The sequence below is a fragment of the Pseudomonas sp. Pseusp18 genome (assembly GCF_059506005.1).
Window position 1 is genome coordinate 5,560,897 of record NZ_CP169240.1, and the last position, 16,844, is coordinate 5,577,740.

At 59.5% G+C, this 16,844-nt stretch carries 20 protein-coding genes; 14 read left to right on the forward strand and 6 right to left on the reverse strand.

The annotated features are described in order from the left end of the window. Positions 1 to 154 precede the first annotated feature (154 nt). Positions 155 to 610, reverse strand: coding sequence for a flavodoxin (locus ACEN9A_RS24950; protein ID WP_258671144.1), 456 nt, complete (start codon positions 608 to 610; stop codon positions 155 to 157). A 103-nt stretch (positions 611 to 713) separates the two neighbouring features. Between ACEN9A_RS24950 and ACEN9A_RS24955 the strand changes: the two genes are divergently transcribed. Both ACEN9A_RS24955 and ACEN9A_RS24960 read left to right on the forward strand, forming a co-directional pair. Then, on the forward strand, positions 714 to 1,190 hold the full coding sequence (locus ACEN9A_RS24955; protein ID WP_258671145.1) for a PAS domain-containing protein: 477 nt from the start codon (positions 714 to 716) through the stop codon (positions 1,188 to 1,190). Positions 1,191 to 1,244: 54 nt separating this feature from the next. Further along, a complete protein-coding gene (locus ACEN9A_RS24960; RefSeq protein WP_018927173.1) occupies positions 1,245 to 1,850 on the forward strand; it encodes a hypothetical protein in 606 nt (201 codons plus the stop codon). A 3-nt stretch (positions 1,851 to 1,853) separates the two neighbouring features. On the opposite strand, the gene ACEN9A_RS24965 is transcribed toward ACEN9A_RS24960, so the two are convergent. Beyond that, positions 1,854 to 2,813: a MerR family transcriptional regulator gene (locus ACEN9A_RS24965; protein WP_495688593.1), complete on the reverse strand. Its 960-nt coding sequence runs from the start codon at positions 2,811 to 2,813 to the stop codon at positions 1,854 to 1,856. 211 nt (positions 2,814 to 3,024) lie between these two features. Between ACEN9A_RS24965 and ACEN9A_RS24970 the strand changes: the two genes are divergently transcribed. The 7 genes from ACEN9A_RS24970 to ACEN9A_RS25000 all read left to right on the forward strand — a co-directional run bounded on the left by ACEN9A_RS24970 (position 3,025) and on the right by ACEN9A_RS25000 (position 7,543). Then, the gene (locus ACEN9A_RS24970) at positions 3,025 to 3,594 is read left to right on the forward strand and encodes an antibiotic biosynthesis monooxygenase (RefSeq protein WP_258671147.1); all 570 of its coding nucleotides are present in this window, start codon (positions 3,025 to 3,027) and stop codon (positions 3,592 to 3,594) included. Positions 3,595 to 3,666: 72 nt separating this feature from the next. Beyond that, a complete protein-coding gene (gene folM / locus ACEN9A_RS24975) occupies positions 3,667 to 4,377 on the forward strand; it encodes a dihydromonapterin reductase (RefSeq protein ID WP_028940304.1) in 711 nt (236 codons plus the stop codon). A 23-nt stretch (positions 4,378 to 4,400) separates the two neighbouring features. After that, positions 4,401 to 4,976, forward strand: coding sequence for a GTP cyclohydrolase I FolE (gene folE, locus ACEN9A_RS24980; protein WP_019647673.1), 576 nt, complete (start codon positions 4,401 to 4,403; stop codon positions 4,974 to 4,976). A 2-nt stretch (positions 4,977 to 4,978) separates the two neighbouring features. Further along, positions 4,979 to 5,350 (forward strand): dihydroneopterin triphosphate 2'-epimerase, encoded by a 372-nt coding sequence (gene folX, locus ACEN9A_RS24985; protein ID WP_007942179.1) that lies wholly within the window; start codon positions 4,979 to 4,981, stop codon positions 5,348 to 5,350. Positions 5,351 to 5,418: 68 nt separating this feature from the next. Further along, on the forward strand, positions 5,419 to 5,715 hold the full coding sequence (locus ACEN9A_RS24990) for a DUF1244 domain-containing protein (RefSeq protein ID WP_018927179.1): 297 nt from the start codon (positions 5,419 to 5,421) through the stop codon (positions 5,713 to 5,715). After that, positions 5,708 to 6,046, forward strand: coding sequence for a HopJ type III effector protein (locus tag ACEN9A_RS24995; RefSeq protein ID WP_258671148.1), 339 nt, complete (start codon positions 5,708 to 5,710; stop codon positions 6,044 to 6,046). Before ACEN9A_RS24990 ends, ACEN9A_RS24995 begins: the two co-directional genes overlap by 8 nt. A gap of 246 nt (positions 6,047 to 6,292) precedes the next feature. Beyond that, positions 6,293 to 7,543, forward strand: a complete 1,251-nt coding sequence (locus ACEN9A_RS25000; RefSeq protein ID WP_258671149.1) for a 2-aminoadipate transaminase — start codon at positions 6,293 to 6,295, stop codon at positions 7,541 to 7,543. Positions 7,544 to 7,630: 87 nt separating this feature from the next. Here ACEN9A_RS25000 and trxB read toward each other — a convergent pair whose 3' ends face one another. Then, the gene (trxB, locus tag ACEN9A_RS25005) at positions 7,631 to 8,593 is read right to left on the reverse strand and encodes a thioredoxin-disulfide reductase (RefSeq protein ID WP_007942183.1); all 963 of its coding nucleotides are present in this window, start codon (positions 8,591 to 8,593) and stop codon (positions 7,631 to 7,633) included. A gap of 314 nt (positions 8,594 to 8,907) precedes the next feature. On the opposite strand from trxB, the gene cysZ reads away from it, so the two are divergent. Beyond that, positions 8,908 to 9,663: a sulfate transporter CysZ gene (gene cysZ, locus ACEN9A_RS25010; RefSeq protein ID WP_258671150.1), complete on the forward strand. Its 756-nt coding sequence runs from the start codon at positions 8,908 to 8,910 to the stop codon at positions 9,661 to 9,663. Between the two features lie 40 nt (positions 9,664 to 9,703). After that, on the forward strand, positions 9,704 to 10,930 hold the full coding sequence (locus ACEN9A_RS25015) for a glycosyltransferase family 4 protein (RefSeq protein WP_019647667.1): 1,227 nt from the start codon (positions 9,704 to 9,706) through the stop codon (positions 10,928 to 10,930). 104 nt (positions 10,931 to 11,034) lie between these two features. On the opposite strand, the gene ACEN9A_RS25020 is transcribed toward ACEN9A_RS25015, so the two are convergent. The 3 genes from ACEN9A_RS25020 to ACEN9A_RS25030 form a co-directional block, all read right to left on the reverse strand. After that, a complete protein-coding gene (locus ACEN9A_RS25020; RefSeq protein ID WP_258671151.1) occupies positions 11,035 to 12,138 on the reverse strand; it encodes an NADH:flavin oxidoreductase in 1,104 nt (367 codons plus the stop codon). 185 nt (positions 12,139 to 12,323) lie between these two features. Next, positions 12,324 to 12,806, reverse strand: coding sequence for a glutathione peroxidase (locus ACEN9A_RS25025; RefSeq protein WP_018927186.1), 483 nt, complete (start codon positions 12,804 to 12,806; stop codon positions 12,324 to 12,326). A gap of 124 nt (positions 12,807 to 12,930) precedes the next feature. Beyond that, positions 12,931 to 13,416 carry an FKBP-type peptidyl-prolyl cis-trans isomerase gene (locus ACEN9A_RS25030; protein ID WP_007942189.1) on the reverse strand — a complete coding sequence of 162 codons (486 nt, stop codon included), beginning with the start codon at positions 13,414 to 13,416 and terminating at the stop codon, positions 12,931 to 12,933. On the opposite strand from ACEN9A_RS25030, the gene ACEN9A_RS25035 reads away from it, so the two are divergent. Genes ACEN9A_RS25035 through yihG form a run of 3 tightly spaced genes read left to right on the forward strand, consistent with a single transcriptional unit; the run spans position 13,385 to position 16,786 of the window. Continuing rightward, positions 13,385 to 13,723, forward strand: coding sequence for a DUF3565 domain-containing protein (locus tag ACEN9A_RS25035; protein ID WP_258671152.1), 339 nt, complete (start codon positions 13,385 to 13,387; stop codon positions 13,721 to 13,723). The two genes, ACEN9A_RS25030 and ACEN9A_RS25035, sit on opposite strands and share 32 nt — an antisense overlap. Positions 13,724 to 13,783: 60 nt before the next feature. Beyond that, positions 13,784 to 15,883: a phosphate acetyltransferase gene (gene pta / locus ACEN9A_RS25040; RefSeq protein ID WP_258671153.1), complete on the forward strand. Its 2,100-nt coding sequence runs from the start codon at positions 13,784 to 13,786 to the stop codon at positions 15,881 to 15,883. Continuing rightward, positions 15,884 to 16,786 carry a 1-acylglycerol-3-phosphate O-acyltransferase, YihG family gene (gene yihG / locus ACEN9A_RS25045; RefSeq protein ID WP_258671154.1) on the forward strand — a complete coding sequence of 301 codons (903 nt, stop codon included), beginning with the start codon at positions 15,884 to 15,886 and terminating at the stop codon, positions 16,784 to 16,786. The last annotated feature ends 58 nt before the right edge of the window (positions 16,787 to 16,844 follow it).

Genomic DNA, 16,844 nt, shown 5'->3' on the forward strand with positions numbered 1-16,844 from the left:
TTGTTCTGGGTTCTTAATGTTCACTGACGTTACAGCAGTCTAGTCAGCCCCCGGAGATCGGCTAGTTGCATTGGCAGCCAGCTTGGTGGCCGAGCGAGTCAGTGCGCGGGGGAGCCTGGATCCATGTCAGAACACTGCCGCCAATAAAAGCCGGTCAGCCCCGCAGAGCGCTGACCAGGTCCGCCAGCCAAGGCTCGGCGTCGGTTTCCGGCGTTACCGTTTCACTGGCGTCCAGACGCAACATCGGCAGCACTTCATGCACGCCCAGTTCGCCGAACAACTCACGCATTTGCTCACCGCCACCGCAGAACGTATCGCCGTAACTCGAGTCGCCCAACCCGATAACGGCACCCGGCAAGCCACGCCAGGCGGCGGGCAATTGATCGCGAATCGTCGAATACAACGGTTGCAGGTTGTCCGGCAACTCACCCATGCCGGTGGTCGAAGTCACCGCCAGAAATGCTTCCGGGCCAAAAGCCTGAACATCGGCAAGTGTCGCGCGCGGGTTGTGCCAGGTTTCAAAACCGGCGGCGTTCAATAGGCTTGCGGCGTGGCGGGCGACTTCTTCGGCCGTGCCGTACACCGAGCCGGAAAGGATGGCGACTTTCATCAATCTGATCCTGAAGCTGAGTAAAAGGCCGAGATATTAACAGCACAGCCCTCATTGATCTTTTAGAATGCAGCGTACCCATCAATACGCAAAGGACTCTGCGATGATCAATGCCTCACTGCTGCAAATGGTGATCGACGCGTCCAACGACGGCATCGTGATTGCCGAAAAGGAAGGCGAGCAGGACAACATCCTGATTTACGTAAACCCGGCGTTCGAACGCCTGACGGGCTATACGAGCGAAGAAATCCTCTATCAGGATTGCCGTTTTTTGCAGGCAGGAGACCGGGATCAGCCCGCCCTCGCATTGATTCGCCAAGCGCTGGACAATGGCGCTTCCTGCCGGGAAATTCTCAGGAATTACCGCAAGGACGGCACCCCGTTCTGGAACGAACTGTCGCTTTCCACGGTAAAAAACCCGCACGACGGACAAACCTATTTTGTCGGGGTGCAGAAAGACGTCACGGTTCAGGTCAAGGCACAGCAGCGAGTTGCACAGCTGGAAGCGCAATTGGCTGAGGTACAGGCAGAACTTGCTGATCTCAAGTCGACGAACGGATCAAACCAATCTGAGAATTAGTGGTCATTTACTACAATCACCGATGACTTTGTAATTATTTCTTTCGAGCAAATCATGCAGCGCGACGCACTCCTGACCCAGGATGAGCTGGACTTTATCCAGACCATGCAACACAACCCGCAACTCAATGTGCGGGATGCGACGTCGAGTTTGCTGGTCAACGGCGGCTCGCAGATCCGTGATTTGCTCACACGCCTGGCCGCCCATGAGCAAGTCACCATCCAGGCCACTTTCGAAAATCAGCAAATGACCTTCCCGCTGCACCTGGTGGAAGATGAGTTTCACGCAATGCATCTACGCCTCGGTGTCCCCAGCATTTATGAAGACGGGCCAATGATTCGGCCATGGCGCCTGGCGCTCGAAGAGCCAGTGGCGCTGGAAAATGCCAAGGGGCAACCCGGCACGATGTGGGTGCACGAAATATCGTTCAAAGGGGTTTTGCTGGAAGTTCGCAACAAGACCAAGGCGCCAAAGCACTTCGCGCTGTGGTTCAGCCCGTCAGGCTATGAGCGGATTGCATTGCGCGGCACCCTGGAGCGTGAGACCGAGCAAGGTTTCTACGCCTACGAGTTGAGCCAGAGTGACAAGGACGAAACCGAGCGTCTGCGTCAGTACATCCTTCAGCAACATCGCCTGACCCATCCTGCTTTGCATATTTGAATCTCAGGTATCCAGGTTTCCCGCCAGGAACTGTTTCAGACGCTGGCGCATCACCCCCCCTTCGTTTCCAAGGCAACCCACCGACGACCCGGCCAGACTCTCTTGCGCCAGGTCGGACGCATCCCCGGCCAGAAACAGCTGACATTCCAGCCCCATGGCCAGACGGTTCAAACGTCGAGGCAGTTCGGCAGTCGGCGCGTGATTGGAAATCAACACCAGCGCCCTGGGCTTGATCTTCTCACAGACCAGGATCAACTCGTCGAAGGGCTGCCCGATCGCCAACAACTGAATAGCCGAATCGATGCTGCTCAGATACAGCGCCGTGACCAACACTTCGAGTTCACGACATTGGTCGGCCAAGGCGCAGACAATCACTCGTCGCGGTTGCATGACACGCACCAGCAGCAGGCGTTGCAATACTCGAGAACGCAGAAAGCCATCCAGAAAAAGCCACTCGCTGGTCTGACCGAACGCATCTTGGCGTTGTAGCAATAGCTTCCAGATCGGAATCAGAATGTCCTGGAATACAACTGTCAGCGGATAACTGGAAAAAATCTGACCGTAGATGTGTTCCAGCTGAACTTCGTCAAAAACACTCACCGCCGCCTTGACCTGCTGCTGCCATTGGCCGTAGTCGGCTTGAACGAGCTCGTCGGGAATGATCCGCTCCAGCGCCTGGAGCGGTTCGGTCTTGGCCAGTATCTTGCCAACCTTGCTGACCGCGACACCGCGCTCGATCCAGCCGAGGATGCTGCGGACACGCTCGATATCGATCATCGAATACAAACGGTGCCCGCTTTCGGTGCGGGTGGGCTGTATCAGCCCGTAGCGTCGCTCCCAGGCTCGAAGCGTGACCGGGTTGACTCCTGTCATGCGCGCGACCTCACGAATCGGGAACAGCTCTTCTCGAATCAGGGAGATACCAGAGGACAAGCCAGGCGTAACGTCGGTCAGCGCAGGCATCTTTGGATTTACGTCCATGTAAAATATTGGATCCCATTCTAACTCTCCTGCCCCGGTAGCTTTCAACACGTAGTTGAAAGAAGTTGGTACTGACGTCCATGACGTAATCAGGAATAATCCTTGCTTGTCCCGAGACGCAGCCCACCACCCCGGCGCTGTGTCTGGCGAAGCTCTTATCCGGAGCGACGCGTTTGTCATATGGAGATACACAATGTCTACTTCCCCCGTCACGCTGATGGTTGCGCGTCGCGTCGCCGACGGGCGTTATCAGGACCTGATGGCCTGGTTGCGCGAAGGCGAACAATTGGCCACCGACTTCCCCGGTTACCTCGGCTCTGGCGTGCTCGCTCCGCCACCCGACGATGACGAATTCCAGATTATTTTCCGCTTCGCCGACGAGCAGACCCTGCATGCCTGGGAGCATTCCGCCTCGCGTACTGCCTGGCTGGGACGCGGCAGCAATCTGTTTGCCCATCCTTCGGAGCATCGGGTCAGTGGCATCGATGGCTGGTTCGGTGCGGTAGGGCAACGCCCGCCACGCTGGAAGCAGGCCGTGGCGATCTGGCTGGCGTTCTTTCCCGTGTCCCTGCTGTTCAACTTTGTACTGGGACCGTTATTGGCCGAAACAGGATTACTGGCCCGGGTGTTCGTCAGCACCCTGTGCCTGACGCCGCTGATGGTCTATTTCTTCATTCCATTGTCGACCCATCTGTTGGCCGGCTGGCTGAACACCGCACCGCAACAACCGTTGCCCGCAACGCCTACTACCCAAAATCAGTAACTCTTGCAGGAGCGTAGGTGCACGACTCCCGTCGCTGGTATAGTTTTGCTCTAACCGCGACGCGAGCCGTTCATGACCTCTTCCGCAGCCCCCATCCTCATCACCGGTGCCGGCCAGCGTGTCGGCTTGCACTGCGCGCAGCGTTTGCTCGAAGACGGCCATCCGGTCATTTTCAGTTACCGCAGCGAACGCCCCGGCGTAAAGACCCTGCGCGATCTGGGAGCGACCGCGGTGTTCGCGGACTTTTCCAGCGAGGCCGGAATTCTCGCGTTCATCGGTGAACTGAAGAACCACACCGACAGCCTGCGGGCGATAGTCCACAACGCCTCCGAATGGCTGGCCGAAACCCCGGGCGCCGAAGTCGAAGCCTTCACCCGCATGTTCAGCGTGCACATGCTGGCGCCCTACCTGATCAACCTGCACTGTGCCGATTTACTCAGACGCTCAAGCCCCGCCGACATCGTGCACATCAGCGATGACGTGACCCGCAAGGGCAGCAGCAAGCACATCGGCTACTGCGCCAGCAAAGCCGGGCTCGACAGCCTGACCCTGTCCTTTGCCGCCAAGTACGCGCCAGACATCAAGGTCAACGGTATCGCGCCAGCCCTGCTACTGTTCAATCCCGACGACGACGCGGCGTACCGCGCCAGGGTCCTGGCCAAATCCGCACTGGGCATCGAACCCGGCAGCGAAGTGATCTACCAGAGCCTGCGCTATTTGCTCGACAACCCTTATGTCACCGGCACGACCCTGACCGTCAATGGCGGACGGCACGTCAAATAAGCCGCCCCCGCGAGGATGTCCCCATGACGTTATCCCTGCCCCACAACGCCCTGTCCCAGAGCTATCGCGAGATCCTCATCGGCCTCGGTGAAAACCCCGACCGCGAAGGGCTGCAAGACACCCCGTTGCGCGCCGCCAAGGCCATGCAATACCTGTGTCACGGTTACGAACAGAGTGTCGAAGAGATCGTCAACGGCGCACTGTTCGCCTCTGACAACGATGAAATGATCATTGTCGACAACATCGAGTTGTACTCGCTGTGTGAACATCACATGCTGCCCTTCATCGGCAAGGCGCATGTGGCTTATATTCCAACGGGCAAGGTGCTGGGCCTGTCGAAGATTGCACGGCTTGTGGATATGTTCGCCCGCCGCCTGCAAATCCAGGAAAACCTCACCCGGCAAATCGCCGAAGCCGTGCAGCAAGTGACCGATGCCGCCGGTGTCGCGGTGGTCATCGAAGCCCAGCACATGTGCATGATGATGCGCGGCGTCGAGAAACAGAATTCGACCATGAACACCTCGGTGATGCTCGGCGCCTTCCGCGAGTCGAGCAACACCCGCCAGGAGTTCCTGCAATTGATTGGACGGAGCAAGTAGCAATGCCACAACTTCAACCAGGAATGGCACGCATCCGGGTCAAGGACCTGTGTTTGCGAACTTTCATCGGGATCAACGAGGACGAAATCCTCAACAAGCAGGATGTGCTGATCAACCTGACCATCCTGTATGCCGCCCAGGACGCCGTGCGTGACAACGACATCGATCACGCGCTGAACTACCGCACCATCACCAAGGCGATCATTGCCCACGTGGAAGGCAATCGCTTTGCCCTGCTCGAGCGCCTGACCCAGGAGCTGCTGGACCTGATCATGGCCAATGAGTCGGTGCTGTATGCCGAAGTCGAAGTCGACAAGCCCCACGCCCTGCGCTTCGCCGAGTCGGTGTCGATTACCCTGGCCGCAAGCCGCTGACCGCGTCTGGCGCATCGCTCGCCAGGCTTTTATCATCCGCGCCACGATTTGATTGCACAGAGCCCATCATGAACGATCAACAACGCCTGGAACTTGAAGCCGCCGCCTTTCGCCGGCTGGTTGCCCACCTGGACAGCCGCAAGGACGTGCAGAACATCGACCTGATGAACCTCTCGGGTTTCTGCCGCAACTGCCTGTCCAAGTGGTACAAGGCCGCGGCCGACGAACGCCAGATCGACGTCAGCCTCGATGAAGCCCGCGAAGTGGTTTACGGCATGCCGTACGCCGAGTGGAAAGCCCAATACCAGAAAGAAGCCAGCGCCGACCAACAAGCGGCGTTCGCCAAAGGAAAACCCAATGAGTGATTTGAACACCCTGCGCGCCAGCCTCAACAGCGGCGAACACGTTTTCGCCGACACCCTGGCGTTCATTGCCGCCGTTTATGACTACCAGCCCCAGGCTTTCAACAACGGTGGCGTGGAAAACGCAGCCGGGCAGAACGAAGGCTCGTGCAAGACCCTGGGCCTGGCGCTGCTGGAAGGTCTGAGCAATGAAGAAGCGTTGTTGGCGTTTGGCGAGCATTATCGTTCGGTGGTGGCCACGCCCGAAGGCAGCGACCACGGTAACATTCGGGCTCTGATTGCCCATGGCCTGGCCGGTGTGAAGTTCGCTCAGCAGCCACTGACACGCCGCTGATTCGCGAAAGATCAACATCAAAAGATCGCAGCCTTCGGCAGCTCCTACGGTATTTGCGCAAATCTTGAATAACGCGCAATCCCTGTAGGAGCTGCCGAAGGCTGCGATCTTTTGATCTTTTGCCATTCATCTCTTACCGCACATCCCGACTTTTAAGATTGACCCGGCAACTTTATTTCGTTTGCCGGGCACCTCTGCTCGCGGCTTAGATAAAAAGAAGTATCCCTTCTTCAGAGTCAGCCATCCATGCGCCGCGAAACCATCAGTCAATCGATTTCCATTGTTCACCCCATCAGTCTCAGCCACGGCAAAAATGCCGAAGTCTGGGACACCGATGGCAAGCGCTACATCGACTTCGTCGGGGGAATCGGCGTACTGAACCTCGGCCATTGCCATCCGCGCATCGTCGAGGCCATTCGTGAACAAGCCACCCGCCTGACCCACTACGCGTTCAATGCGGCTCCCCATGTGCCTTACATCGAACTGATGGATCGCCTGGCTGCGTTTATTCCGGTGGATTACCCGGTCAGTGGCATGCTCACCAACAGCGGCGCGGAAGCGGCGGAAAACGCCCTGAAGATCGTCCGTGGCGCCACCGGCCGCACCGCGATCATTGCCTTTGACGGCGCCTTCCACGGCCGCACGCTGGCCACCCTCAACCTCAACGGCAAGGTCGCGCCCTACAAGCAGAAAGTCGGCGTGCTGCCGGGGCCGGTGTACCACCTGCCCTTCCCCAGCAAAGACAATGACGTGACCTGCGCCGAGGCCCTGAAGGCAATGGATCGGCTGTTCAGCGTCGAGATCGACGTGAATGACGTGGCCTGTTTTATCGTCGAGCCGGTGCAGGGCGAAGGCGGTTTTCTGGCGATGGATGTGGAATTCGCCCAGGCGCTGCGGCGTTTCTGTGATGACAAAGGCATTCTGCTGATCGCCGATGAAATCCAGTCCGGCTTCGGCCGCACCGGCCAGCGGTTTGCGTTTTCGCGACTGGGCATTGAGCCGGACCTGATCCTGCTGGGCAAAAGCATTGCCGGCGGCGTGCCGCTGGGTGCGGTTGTCGGGCGCAAGTCGCTAGTCGACAACTTGCCCAAGGGCGGACTGGGCGGCACCTACTCAGGAAATCCCATCGCCTGCGCCGCCGCGTTGGCGACCCTGGATGAAATGAGTGATGCACATCTGCACGCTTGGGGCTCGCAGCAGGAAGAAGCGATTGTCAGCCGCTACGAAGCCTGGCGAGCACGCGGACTGTCACCGTATCTGGGCCGTTTGACCGGCGTGGGTGCGATGCGCGGCATTGAGTTGATCAATGCCGACGGCACACCGGCTTCGGCGCAACTGACACAACTGCTGGCCTTGGCGCGAGAGTCGGGCTTGCTGCTGATGCCCAGCGGCAAGTCGCGCCACATCATTCGGCTGCTCGCGCCATTGACCACTGAGGCCGCCGTGCTGGAAGAAGGGCTGGATATTCTTGAGGCGTGTCTACAGAAACTGGCTTGAGCATTTAAGCCCGCTCCCACAGGTTTACTGCATTTTTCTGAAGGCGCAAAAAAACCGGCCGAGGCCGGTTTTTTGCGTCCTGCGGAATCAGAACGAAGCGTTCTGAAGGCCGTCGAGGTAACGCTCGGTGTCCAGTGCCGCCATGCAGCCGGCGCCGGCCGAGGTGATGGCTTGACGATAAACGTGGTCGGCCACGTCACCGGCAGCAAAGATACCTTCGACGCTGGTGGCAGTGGCGTTGCCGTCACGGCCGCCCTGTACAACCAGGTAGCCGTCTTTCAACGTCAGCTGACCTTCGAACAACGACGTGTTCGGGGTGTGGCCGATGGCGATGAACACGCCGTCGACTTTGATTTCGTCGAAGCTGCCATCGTTGTTCTTCAGGCGAGCACCGGTCACACCCATGTTGTCGCCCAGCACTTCGTCCAGGGTCGCGTTCAGCTTCAGGATGATCTTGCCTTCGGCAACCCGGGCATTGAGCTTGTCGATCAGGATCTTCTCGGCGCGGAACGTTTCGCGACGGTGAATCAGGGTCACGGTGCTGGCGATGTTGGCCAGGTACAGCGCTTCTTCGACAGCGGTATTACCGCCACCGACCACAGCCACTGGCTTGTTGCGATAGAAGAAACCGTCACAGGTCGCGCAGGCCGAAACGCCTTTGCCCATGAACGTTTCTTCCGACGGCAGGCCCAGGTAACGAGCGCTGGCACCGGTAGCGATGATCAGTGCATCGCAAGTGTAAGTCGCGCTGTCGCCAATCAGGGTGTACGGCTTGGCAGCGAAGTCCACGGCATTGATATGATCAAACACGATCTCGGTTTCAAAGCGCTCGGCGTGCTCTTTCATCCGTTCCATCAGCGCCGGGCCGGTCAGGCCGTGGACGTCGCCTGGCCAGTTGTCGACTTCGGTGGTGGTGGTCAGTTGACCGCCTGCCTGCATGCCGGTGATCAGCAGAGGCTTGAGGTTGGCACGGGCGGCGTAGACCGCGGCGCTGTAACCGGCAGGGCCGGAACCGAGAATAATCACTCGCGAATGACGGACTTCAGACATGACCTGCTCCTGTTGACCGGCCCGAAACACTGGGCGCGGAACGCCGGATTGCCGGCGGGAATAAAAAAGGACCGTTGAAAGCACTTGGGGAAGGCTTGGGCTCGACAGTCCTGTAAAAGAATGGGTGCAGCGTATCGAGGGGGCGAAGATTAAGGAAATACGGTTTAACAATCCAGCTCATAGGCGGTCTCTATTCCGTTGCAGTGAATGTATAGACGCCTTTGTTACAGTTAATGTCGATGCCGCTACCGCGCTTTCACCCACCAGGCAAAGCCGGTAAGGTCGGCGCGTTTACCCCTTGCTCGGAGCACGTTATGCCCGCCCCTGTTCTGTCCGGCCCACAATATTTGCGCGAGGGCCTCAAATTGGTCCTGAGCCCGAGTCTGCGTCTGTTCGTGTTGTTGCCGCTGGCGATCAACCTGGTGCTGTTCGTCGGATTGATCTATCTGGCCGGCCATCAGTTCAGCCTATGGGTCGATACGCTGATGCCGTCCCTGCCCGATTGGCTGAGCTTCCTCAGCTATATCCTCTGGCCGATATTCGTGGTGTTGGTGGTGTTGATGGTGTTCTTCACCTTCACCCTGCTCGCCAACGTCATCGCCGCGCCATTCAACGGCTTCCTCGCGGAGAAAGTCGAAGTGGTGGTGCGCGGCACCGACGATTTCCCGACCTTCAGCTGGGGCGAACTGATCGCCATGATCCCCCGTACCCTGACCCGGGAAATGCGCAAGCTCGGCTACTTCCTGCCAAGGGCCATCGGGCTGTTCATCCTGTCGTTCATCCCGGTGGTCAACATTATTGCCGCACCGCTGTGGCTGCTGTTCGGGGTGTGGATGATGGCGATCCAGTACATCGACTACCCGGCGGACAACCACAAGCTGGGCTGGAACGAGATGCTCGCCTGGCTGCGCAAGAAGCGCTGGCAGAGCATGAGCTTCGGCGGGATCGTTTATCTGGTGCTGCTGATTCCGGTGGTGAATATCCTGATGATGCCGGCGGCGGTGGCCGGAGCGACGTTGTTCTGGGTGCGTGAGCGTGGCGCGGAGAATCTGGTGGCAGAGCGCCGTTAATCGCGTCACATATCCATCATCCCACCGTCACAATGACGACATGGCCTCAGCCGACACTGAGGTCATGACGACAGCTCTGCATATCACCCTGATCACCGAAACCTTCCCCCCGGAAATCAACGGCGTGGCCAATACCCTTGGCCGATTGTTCGACGGTTTGCGTGCGCGCGGGCATCAGGTCGAGTTGGTGCGGCCACGTCAGGGCGGCGACCCGCTGATGGGCAGCAATGATGAGTTGCTGCTGTGTCGGGGCTGGCCGCTGCCGGGTTATCCCGGCCTGCAATGGGGGCAGTCGTCGATGCACAAGTTGCTGCGGCGCTGGAAGCGCCATCGCCCGGATGTGCTGTACATCGCCACCGAAGGACCGCTGGGGTTGTCGGCGTTGCGCGCGGCACGGCGTTTGGGGATTTCGGTGGTCAGCGGCTTTCATACCAATTTTCAGCAGTACTCCAACCAGTACGGGCTCGGGTTGCTGACGCGTTTGCTGACCCACTACCTGCGCTGGTTTCACAATCGCTCGACCCTGACCCTGGTGCCCAGCGCCAGCCAGCGACTGGAGCTGGAGCGCCGCAGTTTCGAGCGCCTGGCGCTGCTCTCTCGAGGCGTCGACAGCCAGTTGTTCCATCCGGCCAGACGACTGAAATCACTGCGTGAGCAATGGGGACTGGCCGAGGATGACATCGCCTTCATCCACGTAGGACGTTTGGCCCAGGAGAAGAATCTTGGTCTGCTCAAGCGCAGTTTCGACACGCTGAAAACCACTTATCCACAGCGGAACATGAAATTGATTGTGGTCGGCGACGGTCCGCAACGAGCGACGCTGGAAAAGGAATTGCCCGAGGCGATTTTTTGCGGCTCACAACGCGGCGAAGCGCTGGCCAGTCACTATGCCTCGGGGGATGTGTTTCTGTTTCCGAGCCTGACCGAAACCTTCGGCAATGTGGTGCTTGAGGCATTGGCCTCAGGGCTGGGGGTGGTGGCGTACGATCAGGCTGCGGCGGCTCAGCATATTCGCCATGGCTACAACGGCGTATTGGCCATGCCCGGGGATGAACAGGCGTTCTGCGATGCGGCACGTTGGCTGCTGGAGGAGCGCGAAACCTTGCGCTGCGTGCGGCTCAATGCCCGCCAGCATGCAAGCCGTCAGGGCTGGGCGGCGATTATCGAGCAGTTCGAGGGGCAGTTGCGCGGGGCTTGCCGCGATCCTCGTGGCGAGGGGGCTTGTCGGAACGCCGCATCGCCCCGTTCGGCTGCGAAGCAGTCGTAAACCCAGCGCACGCTGGTGTATCTGATGAAAAACATTTTCAGGTTTCAGGGCCGCTTCGCGGCCCAACGGGGCGGTGCGGCGTTCCGACGAGCCCCCTCGCCACATTAAACCAGCGTCATCAACGCATCACGGCTGAACGGCAGGATGTCCTGCTCACGACCGTCACGCACTTTCTGCGCCCAGTCCGGGTCCACCAACAACGCACGACCCACCGCCACCAGGTCGAACTCATCGTTATTCAAACGTTCCAGCAGTTTTTCCAGGCTGGCCGGCTGTGCGATCTTGTCGGTGTTGACCATGAATTGCAGGAACTCGCCATCCAGACCGACGCTGCCAACGGTGATGGTCGGCTTGCCGGTGAGCTTGCGGGTCCAGCCGGCCAGGTTCAGTTCGGAACCGTCGAACTCCGGCTCCCAGAAACGGCGTGTCGAGCAGTGGAAAATATCCACGCCGGCGTCGGACAACGGCTTGAGAAATTCGCTCAACGCCTCTGGCGTCTGCACCAGACGCGCGGTGTAGTCCTGCTGCTTCCACTGGGAGAAACGGAAGATGATCGGGAAGCCCTCGCCAACCGCTGCGCGCACCGCCTGAATCAGTTCGATGGCAAAGCGCGAACGGTTGGCCACGCTGCCACCGTATTCGTCGGTGCGCTGGTTGCTGCCTTCCCAGAAGAACTGGTCCACCAGATAACCATGGGCACCGTGGATTTCCACGCCGTCCATGCCGATGCTCTGGGCGTCTTTGGCGGCTTGGGCGAACGCAGCGATCACCTCCTGGATATCCTGCTGGGTCATGCCGTGAACCACGACCTGTCCGTCTTTCAGTTTTTCCGACGGACCATAACCCGGCACGCTGGCATCCGGCTCGGTGCCGATGCGGCGCACGCTGCCCACATGCCACAGCTGCGGAACGATCTTGCCGCCCTCGGCATGCACTGCATCGACGACTTTTTTCCAGCCGGCCAGTGCGGCTTCACCGTAGAAGTGCGGCACGTTCGGGTAACCGTTGGAGGCCTTGTGACCGACAGTGGTGCCTTCGGTGATGATCAGGCCAACTCCGGCGGCAGCGCGGCGACGGTAGTATTCAATCACTTTGGAGTTGGGCACGCCGCCCGGCGAAAACGAGCGGGTCATCGGCGCCATGACGACGCGGGTCGGCAGTTCGAGAGCGCCGAGGTGAAAAGGCTTGAACAGGGCTTTGACAGGCATTGGACGCTCCACGGAACATAGACTTTATGACGGCGATAATATGGGGAGAGCCAAGTATTGAACAGCACTATTGATTTAAGTGATTAAGGATTAGAAACGAAAAGATCGCAGCCTTCGGCAGCTCCTACGGAGGAATGTGAACACCTGTAGGAGCTGCCGAAGGCTGCGATCTTTTGATCTTTATTTCAGCTCAACGCTTTTTCGATAGCCTGGATAACAGAAGGATCATCCGGCGCCGTACGCGGCGAGAATCGCGCCAATACGCGACCGTCCTTGCCCAACAGGAATTTTTCGAAGTTCCAGGTGATGTCGCCCGGAAACTCCGCGCCCTCGCCCGCCAGCAGGCGGTACAGCTGATGACGTTCGTGACCGTTGACTTCCAGCTTGCTGGACAACGGAAAGGTCACGCCATAGTTGAGGCTGCAGAACGCCTGGATCTCCTGCTCGGTACCCGGTTCCTGCCCGGCAAACTGGTTGCACGGCAAGCCCAGCACGCTGAAACCCTTGCCCTTGTATTGCTGGTAGAGGTTTTCCAGAGCAGCGTACTGTGGGGTCAAGCCACATTTGGAGGCGACGTTGACCACCAGCACGACGTGCCCTTTGAAGGGCGCCAGAGGTAACTCCTGGCCATCCAAAGTTTTCAATGTAAGGTCGTGAAAAGCACTCATGACGGACTCCAAATTTCCCGTGTTCTTCTCGAAACAGCCACTTGGTCATGTCGCCAAGGACAGCCGCGGACTAAAAAGGCGCCCTCGGGCGCCTCTCCAGTTCTCGAAAGCTTAGCGCAGAAAATCAGTGGTGATGGCCACCTTCGCCATGGACGTGACCATGAGCGATTTCTTCCTGGCTGGCATCACGGATGGCAACGATCTTGACCTGGAAATTCAGGCGCTGACCGGCCAGCGGGTGGTTGCCGTCGACGGTGACATCGTCGCCGTCCAGATCGCGAATGGTGACGATCTGCATCTGGCCGTCCGGAGCGGAAGCGTGGAACTGCATGCCCACTTCCAGTTCGTCGACGCCTTCGAACATGCTGCGGCTCAGGGTGCTGACCAGTTCGGCAGCGTATTCGCCGTAGGCATCTTCAGGTTCTACGGCAACGGTCAGTTCGTCACCGACTGCTTTGCCTTCCAGCGCCTTTTCCAGGCCCGGAATGATGTTACCTGCGCCTTGCAGGTAGACCAGCGGCGCGCCGCCGGCGGAGCTGTCGATGACCTCACCAGCGTCGTTGGTCAGGGTATAGTCGATGGAGACAGCCTTATTGGCGGCGATCAGCATGGGGCGAGACCTTTTGCATAAGAATGATGAATGTCCAAGTTTAGCGAAGCAATCGCCCGAAAGCGAACACAACCCGGACAAACGGGGTGCGATGAAAGCCTCGACCATTACAGGTTTCCATCGGGACGAGGACGGGCACTGGGTGGCCGAGCTGTCCTGCGGCCATACCCAACACCTGCGGCACCAGCCGCCGTGGCAATCCCGGGCCTGGGTGCTGGACCCTGTGCTGCGCAATGAAAAAATAGGCCTGCCCTTTGATTGCGGTTGGTGCGCACAAGGCTCGGTTAGCGATAACCTTGACCACTGAATATCGGTAGAACGCCAGCCATAGGCGTTCACCATTGCCATGCACCCTTAGAGAATCCGCATGCAAACTTTTTTTATCGCGCCCACCGATTTTGGTGTGGGTCTGACCTCCATCAGCCTCGGGCTGGTGCGTACCCTTGAGCGGGCCGGCCTCAAAGTCGGCTTTTTCAAACCGATTGCCCAACCGCACCCGGGCGACACCGGCCCTGAACGCTCCACCGAACTGGTGGCCCGCACCCACGGCTTGAAACCGCCTCAGCCGCTGGGCCTGGCCCATGTCGAGCGGATGCTCGGCGACGGTCAGCTGGACGAGTTGCTCGAAGAAATCATCACCCTTTACCAGCAAGCCGCTATCGGCAAGGACGTGCTGATTGTCGAAGGCATGGTCCCGACCCGCAGCGCCAGCTACGCCGCGCGGGTCAACCTGCACTTGGCCAAGAGCCTCGACGCCGACGTGATTCTGGTTTCGGCGCCGGAAAACGAAGTGCTGACCGAATTGTCCGGCCGGGTGGAATTGCAGGCGCAATTGTTCGGCGGGCCGAAAGACCCGAAAGTGCTGGGCGTGATCCTCAACAAGGTCAAGACCGACGAAAGCATGGACGTCTTCGCCTCGCGCCTGAGAGAGCACTCGCCGTTGCTGCGCAGTGGCGACTTCCGTCTGCTCGGCTGCATCCCGTTTCAACCGGAGCTGAACGCGCCGCGCACCCGTGACGTGGCCGAGCTGATGGGCGCTCAGGTGCTCAATGCCGGTGACTACGAAACCCGGCGCATGACCAAAATCATCATTTGCGCCCGCACCGTGCGCAACACCGTGGAGCTGCTCAAGCCCGGCGTGCTGGTGGTGACCCCCGGCGATCGCGACGACATCATCCTCGCGGTCAGCCTCGCGGCGATGAACGGTGTGCCTCTGGCCGGTCTGCTGCTGACCAGCGACACCCTGCCCGACCCGCGCATCATGGAGCTGTGCCGTGGCGCCTTGCAGGCCGGCCTGCCGGTGTTGTCGGTGAGTACCGGCTCCTACGACACCGCCAACCAGTTGAACGGTTTGAACAAGGAAATCCCGATCGACGACCGCGAGCGCGCGGAGATCATCACCGATTTCGTCGCCAGCCACCTCGACGCCAACTGGCTGCACCAGCGCTGCGGCACGCCACGGGAAATGCGCCTGTCGCCTGCGGTGTTCCGCTATCAACTGATCCAGCGCGCCCAGATCGCCAACAAGCGCATCGTGTTGCCCGAGGGCAGCGAGCCGTTGACCGTGCAGGCCGCCGCGATCTGCCAGGCACGGGGCATCGCCCGTTGCGTGTTGCTGGCCAAGCCGGCAGACGTCGAGGCGGTCGCCCGCGCCCAAGGCATCGAGTTGCCACCGGGGCTGGAAATCCTCGACCCGGACCTGATCCGCGAGCGTTATGTCGAGCCGATGGTTGCGCTGCGCAAGACCAAAAGCCTCAACGCGCCGATGGCCGAGCAGCAACTGGAAGACACCGTGGTGATCGGCACCATGATGCTGGCGCTGGATGAAGTCGACGGGCTGGTGTCCGGGGTCATTCACTCCACCGCCAACACCATCCGCCCGGCCCTGCAACTGATCAAGACCGCGCCGGGTTGCACCCTGGTGTCGTCGGTGTTCTTCATGCTGTTCCCCGAAGAAGTGCTGGTCTATGGCGACTGCGTGATGAACCCGCACCCAAGCGCCAGCGAACTGGCCGAGATTGCCTTGCAAAGCGCCGATTCGGCAGCGGCGTTCGGCATCACTCCGCGAGTGGCGATGATCAGCTACTCCAGCGGAGAATCGGCCAGTGGCGAAGAAGTCGAGAAGGTTCGCGAGGCCACCTTGCTCGCCCACGAACAGCAACACTCACTGTTGATCGACGGCCCGTTGCAATACGACGCCGCCGCCAACGAAACCGTGGCCCGGCAACTGGCGCCGAACAGTCAGGTGGCCGGTCGTGCCACGGTGTTTGTGTTCCCCGACCTGAACACCGGCAACACCACCCACAAAGCCGTGCAACGCAGCGCCGACTGCGTCAGCCTCGGGCCGATGCTGCAAGGCCTGCGCAAACCGGTGAACGACCTGCCGCGTGGCGCGCAAGTCGACGACATCGTGTACACCATCGCGTTGACCGCGATTCAAGCGGCCAACCGACCTATGGATATTTAAATGCTGGATTTTCTACCTGCACCCGTGCGCGGCGTGATCGCCTCGCTGCTGTTGGCGCTGAATACGATTCTGCTCTGCTCGTTTCTGTTCTGTGTGGCGCTGTTCAAAGTGTTGCCGTTCACCCTCACCCAACGTTTCGCGCGCTGGCTGATGAGTCATACCCACGAAGCGTGGATCAGTAACAACAAGGGCTGGATGAATCTGGTTTGCCGCACACGCTGGCACCTCAGCGGCTTGCAAGACCTGGACTATCGGCACTCCTATCTGATCACCAGCAACCACCAGAGCTGGGTCGACATCATGGTGTTGCAGTACGTGCTCAACCGTCGCATCCGCCCGCTGAAGTTCTTCCTCAAACAGGAACTGATCTGGGTACCGGTGATTGGCCTGGCGTGGTGGGCGTTGGGTTTTCCGTTCATGAAGCGTTACTCCAAGGCCTATCTGGAAAAGCATCCGCAGAAGAAGGGCAAAGACCTGGAGACCACCCGCAAGACCTGCGACAAGTTCCGCAATAACCCGGTGGGGATTTTCAACTTCGTCGAAGGCACGCGCTTCACCGAGGGCAAGCACACCCAGCAGGGCTCACCGTTCCGCTACCTTCTCAAACCGAAAGCGGGCGGCATTGCATTCGTGCTGGATGCCATGGGCGACCAGCTGGAAGCCATCGTCAACGTGACCATCCACTACCCGGCCGGGCGTCCGGGTTACTGGGATTTGCTCTGCGGTAATGTGAAGGACGTGGTGGTGCACTTTCAGGAGCTGAAGATTCCACCGCAGTTCGTTGGCAAGAACTACGACCAGGACGGGGTGTATCGCCTGGAGTTTCAGGGCTGGATCAATCAATTGTGGCAGGACAAGGATGCGTTGCTGGGGCAGATGCACCGTGAGTATCCAGTGACCTAAGATCAAAAGATCGCAGCCTTCGGCAGCTCCTACACAGACCGAGTACAACCGCGATTAA

What these genes read in the sequence shown, in the direction of transcription:
- ACEN9A_RS24950 (WP_258671144.1), bottom strand. Translation starts at nt 610, where the DNA reads ATGAAAGTCGCCATCCTTTCCGGCTCGGTGTACGGCACGGCCGAAGAA.
- ACEN9A_RS24955 (WP_258671145.1), top strand. Translation starts at nt 714, where the DNA reads ATGATCAATGCCTCACTGCTGCAAATGGTGATCGACGCGTCCAACGAC.
- ACEN9A_RS24960 (WP_018927173.1), top strand. Translation starts at nt 1,245, where the DNA reads ATGCAGCGCGACGCACTCCTGACCCAGGATGAGCTGGACTTTATCCAG.
- ACEN9A_RS24965 (WP_495688593.1), bottom strand. Translation starts at nt 2,813, where the DNA reads ATGCCTGCGCTGACCGACGTTACGCCTGGCTTGTCCTCTGGTATCTCC.
- ACEN9A_RS24970 (WP_258671147.1), top strand. Translation starts at nt 3,025, where the DNA reads ATGTCTACTTCCCCCGTCACGCTGATGGTTGCGCGTCGCGTCGCCGAC.
- folM (WP_028940304.1), top strand. Translation starts at nt 3,667, where the DNA reads ATGACCTCTTCCGCAGCCCCCATCCTCATCACCGGTGCCGGCCAGCGT.
- folE (WP_019647673.1), top strand. Translation starts at nt 4,401, where the DNA reads ATGACGTTATCCCTGCCCCACAACGCCCTGTCCCAGAGCTATCGCGAG.
- folX (WP_007942179.1), top strand. Translation starts at nt 4,979, where the DNA reads ATGCCACAACTTCAACCAGGAATGGCACGCATCCGGGTCAAGGACCTG.
- ACEN9A_RS24990 (WP_018927179.1), top strand. Translation starts at nt 5,419, where the DNA reads ATGAACGATCAACAACGCCTGGAACTTGAAGCCGCCGCCTTTCGCCGG.
- ACEN9A_RS24995 (WP_258671148.1), top strand. Translation starts at nt 5,708, where the DNA reads ATGAGTGATTTGAACACCCTGCGCGCCAGCCTCAACAGCGGCGAACAC.
- ACEN9A_RS25000 (WP_258671149.1), top strand. Translation starts at nt 6,293, where the DNA reads ATGCGCCGCGAAACCATCAGTCAATCGATTTCCATTGTTCACCCCATC.
- trxB (WP_007942183.1), bottom strand. Translation starts at nt 8,593, where the DNA reads ATGTCTGAAGTCCGTCATTCGCGAGTGATTATTCTCGGTTCCGGCCCT.
- cysZ (WP_258671150.1), top strand. Translation starts at nt 8,908, where the DNA reads ATGCCCGCCCCTGTTCTGTCCGGCCCACAATATTTGCGCGAGGGCCTC.
- ACEN9A_RS25015 (WP_019647667.1), top strand. Translation starts at nt 9,704, where the DNA reads ATGGCCTCAGCCGACACTGAGGTCATGACGACAGCTCTGCATATCACC.
- ACEN9A_RS25020 (WP_258671151.1), bottom strand. Translation starts at nt 12,138, where the DNA reads ATGCCTGTCAAAGCCCTGTTCAAGCCTTTTCACCTCGGCGCTCTCGAA.
- ACEN9A_RS25025 (WP_018927186.1), bottom strand. Translation starts at nt 12,806, where the DNA reads ATGAGTGCTTTTCACGACCTTACATTGAAAACTTTGGATGGCCAGGAG.
- ACEN9A_RS25035 (WP_258671152.1), top strand. Translation starts at nt 13,385, where the DNA reads ATGGAGACAGCCTTATTGGCGGCGATCAGCATGGGGCGAGACCTTTTG.
- ACEN9A_RS25030 (WP_007942189.1), bottom strand. Translation starts at nt 13,416, where the DNA reads ATGCTGATCGCCGCCAATAAGGCTGTCTCCATCGACTATACCCTGACC.
- pta (WP_258671153.1), top strand. Translation starts at nt 13,784, where the DNA reads ATGCAAACTTTTTTTATCGCGCCCACCGATTTTGGTGTGGGTCTGACC.
- yihG (WP_258671154.1), top strand. Translation starts at nt 15,884, where the DNA reads ATGCTGGATTTTCTACCTGCACCCGTGCGCGGCGTGATCGCCTCGCTG.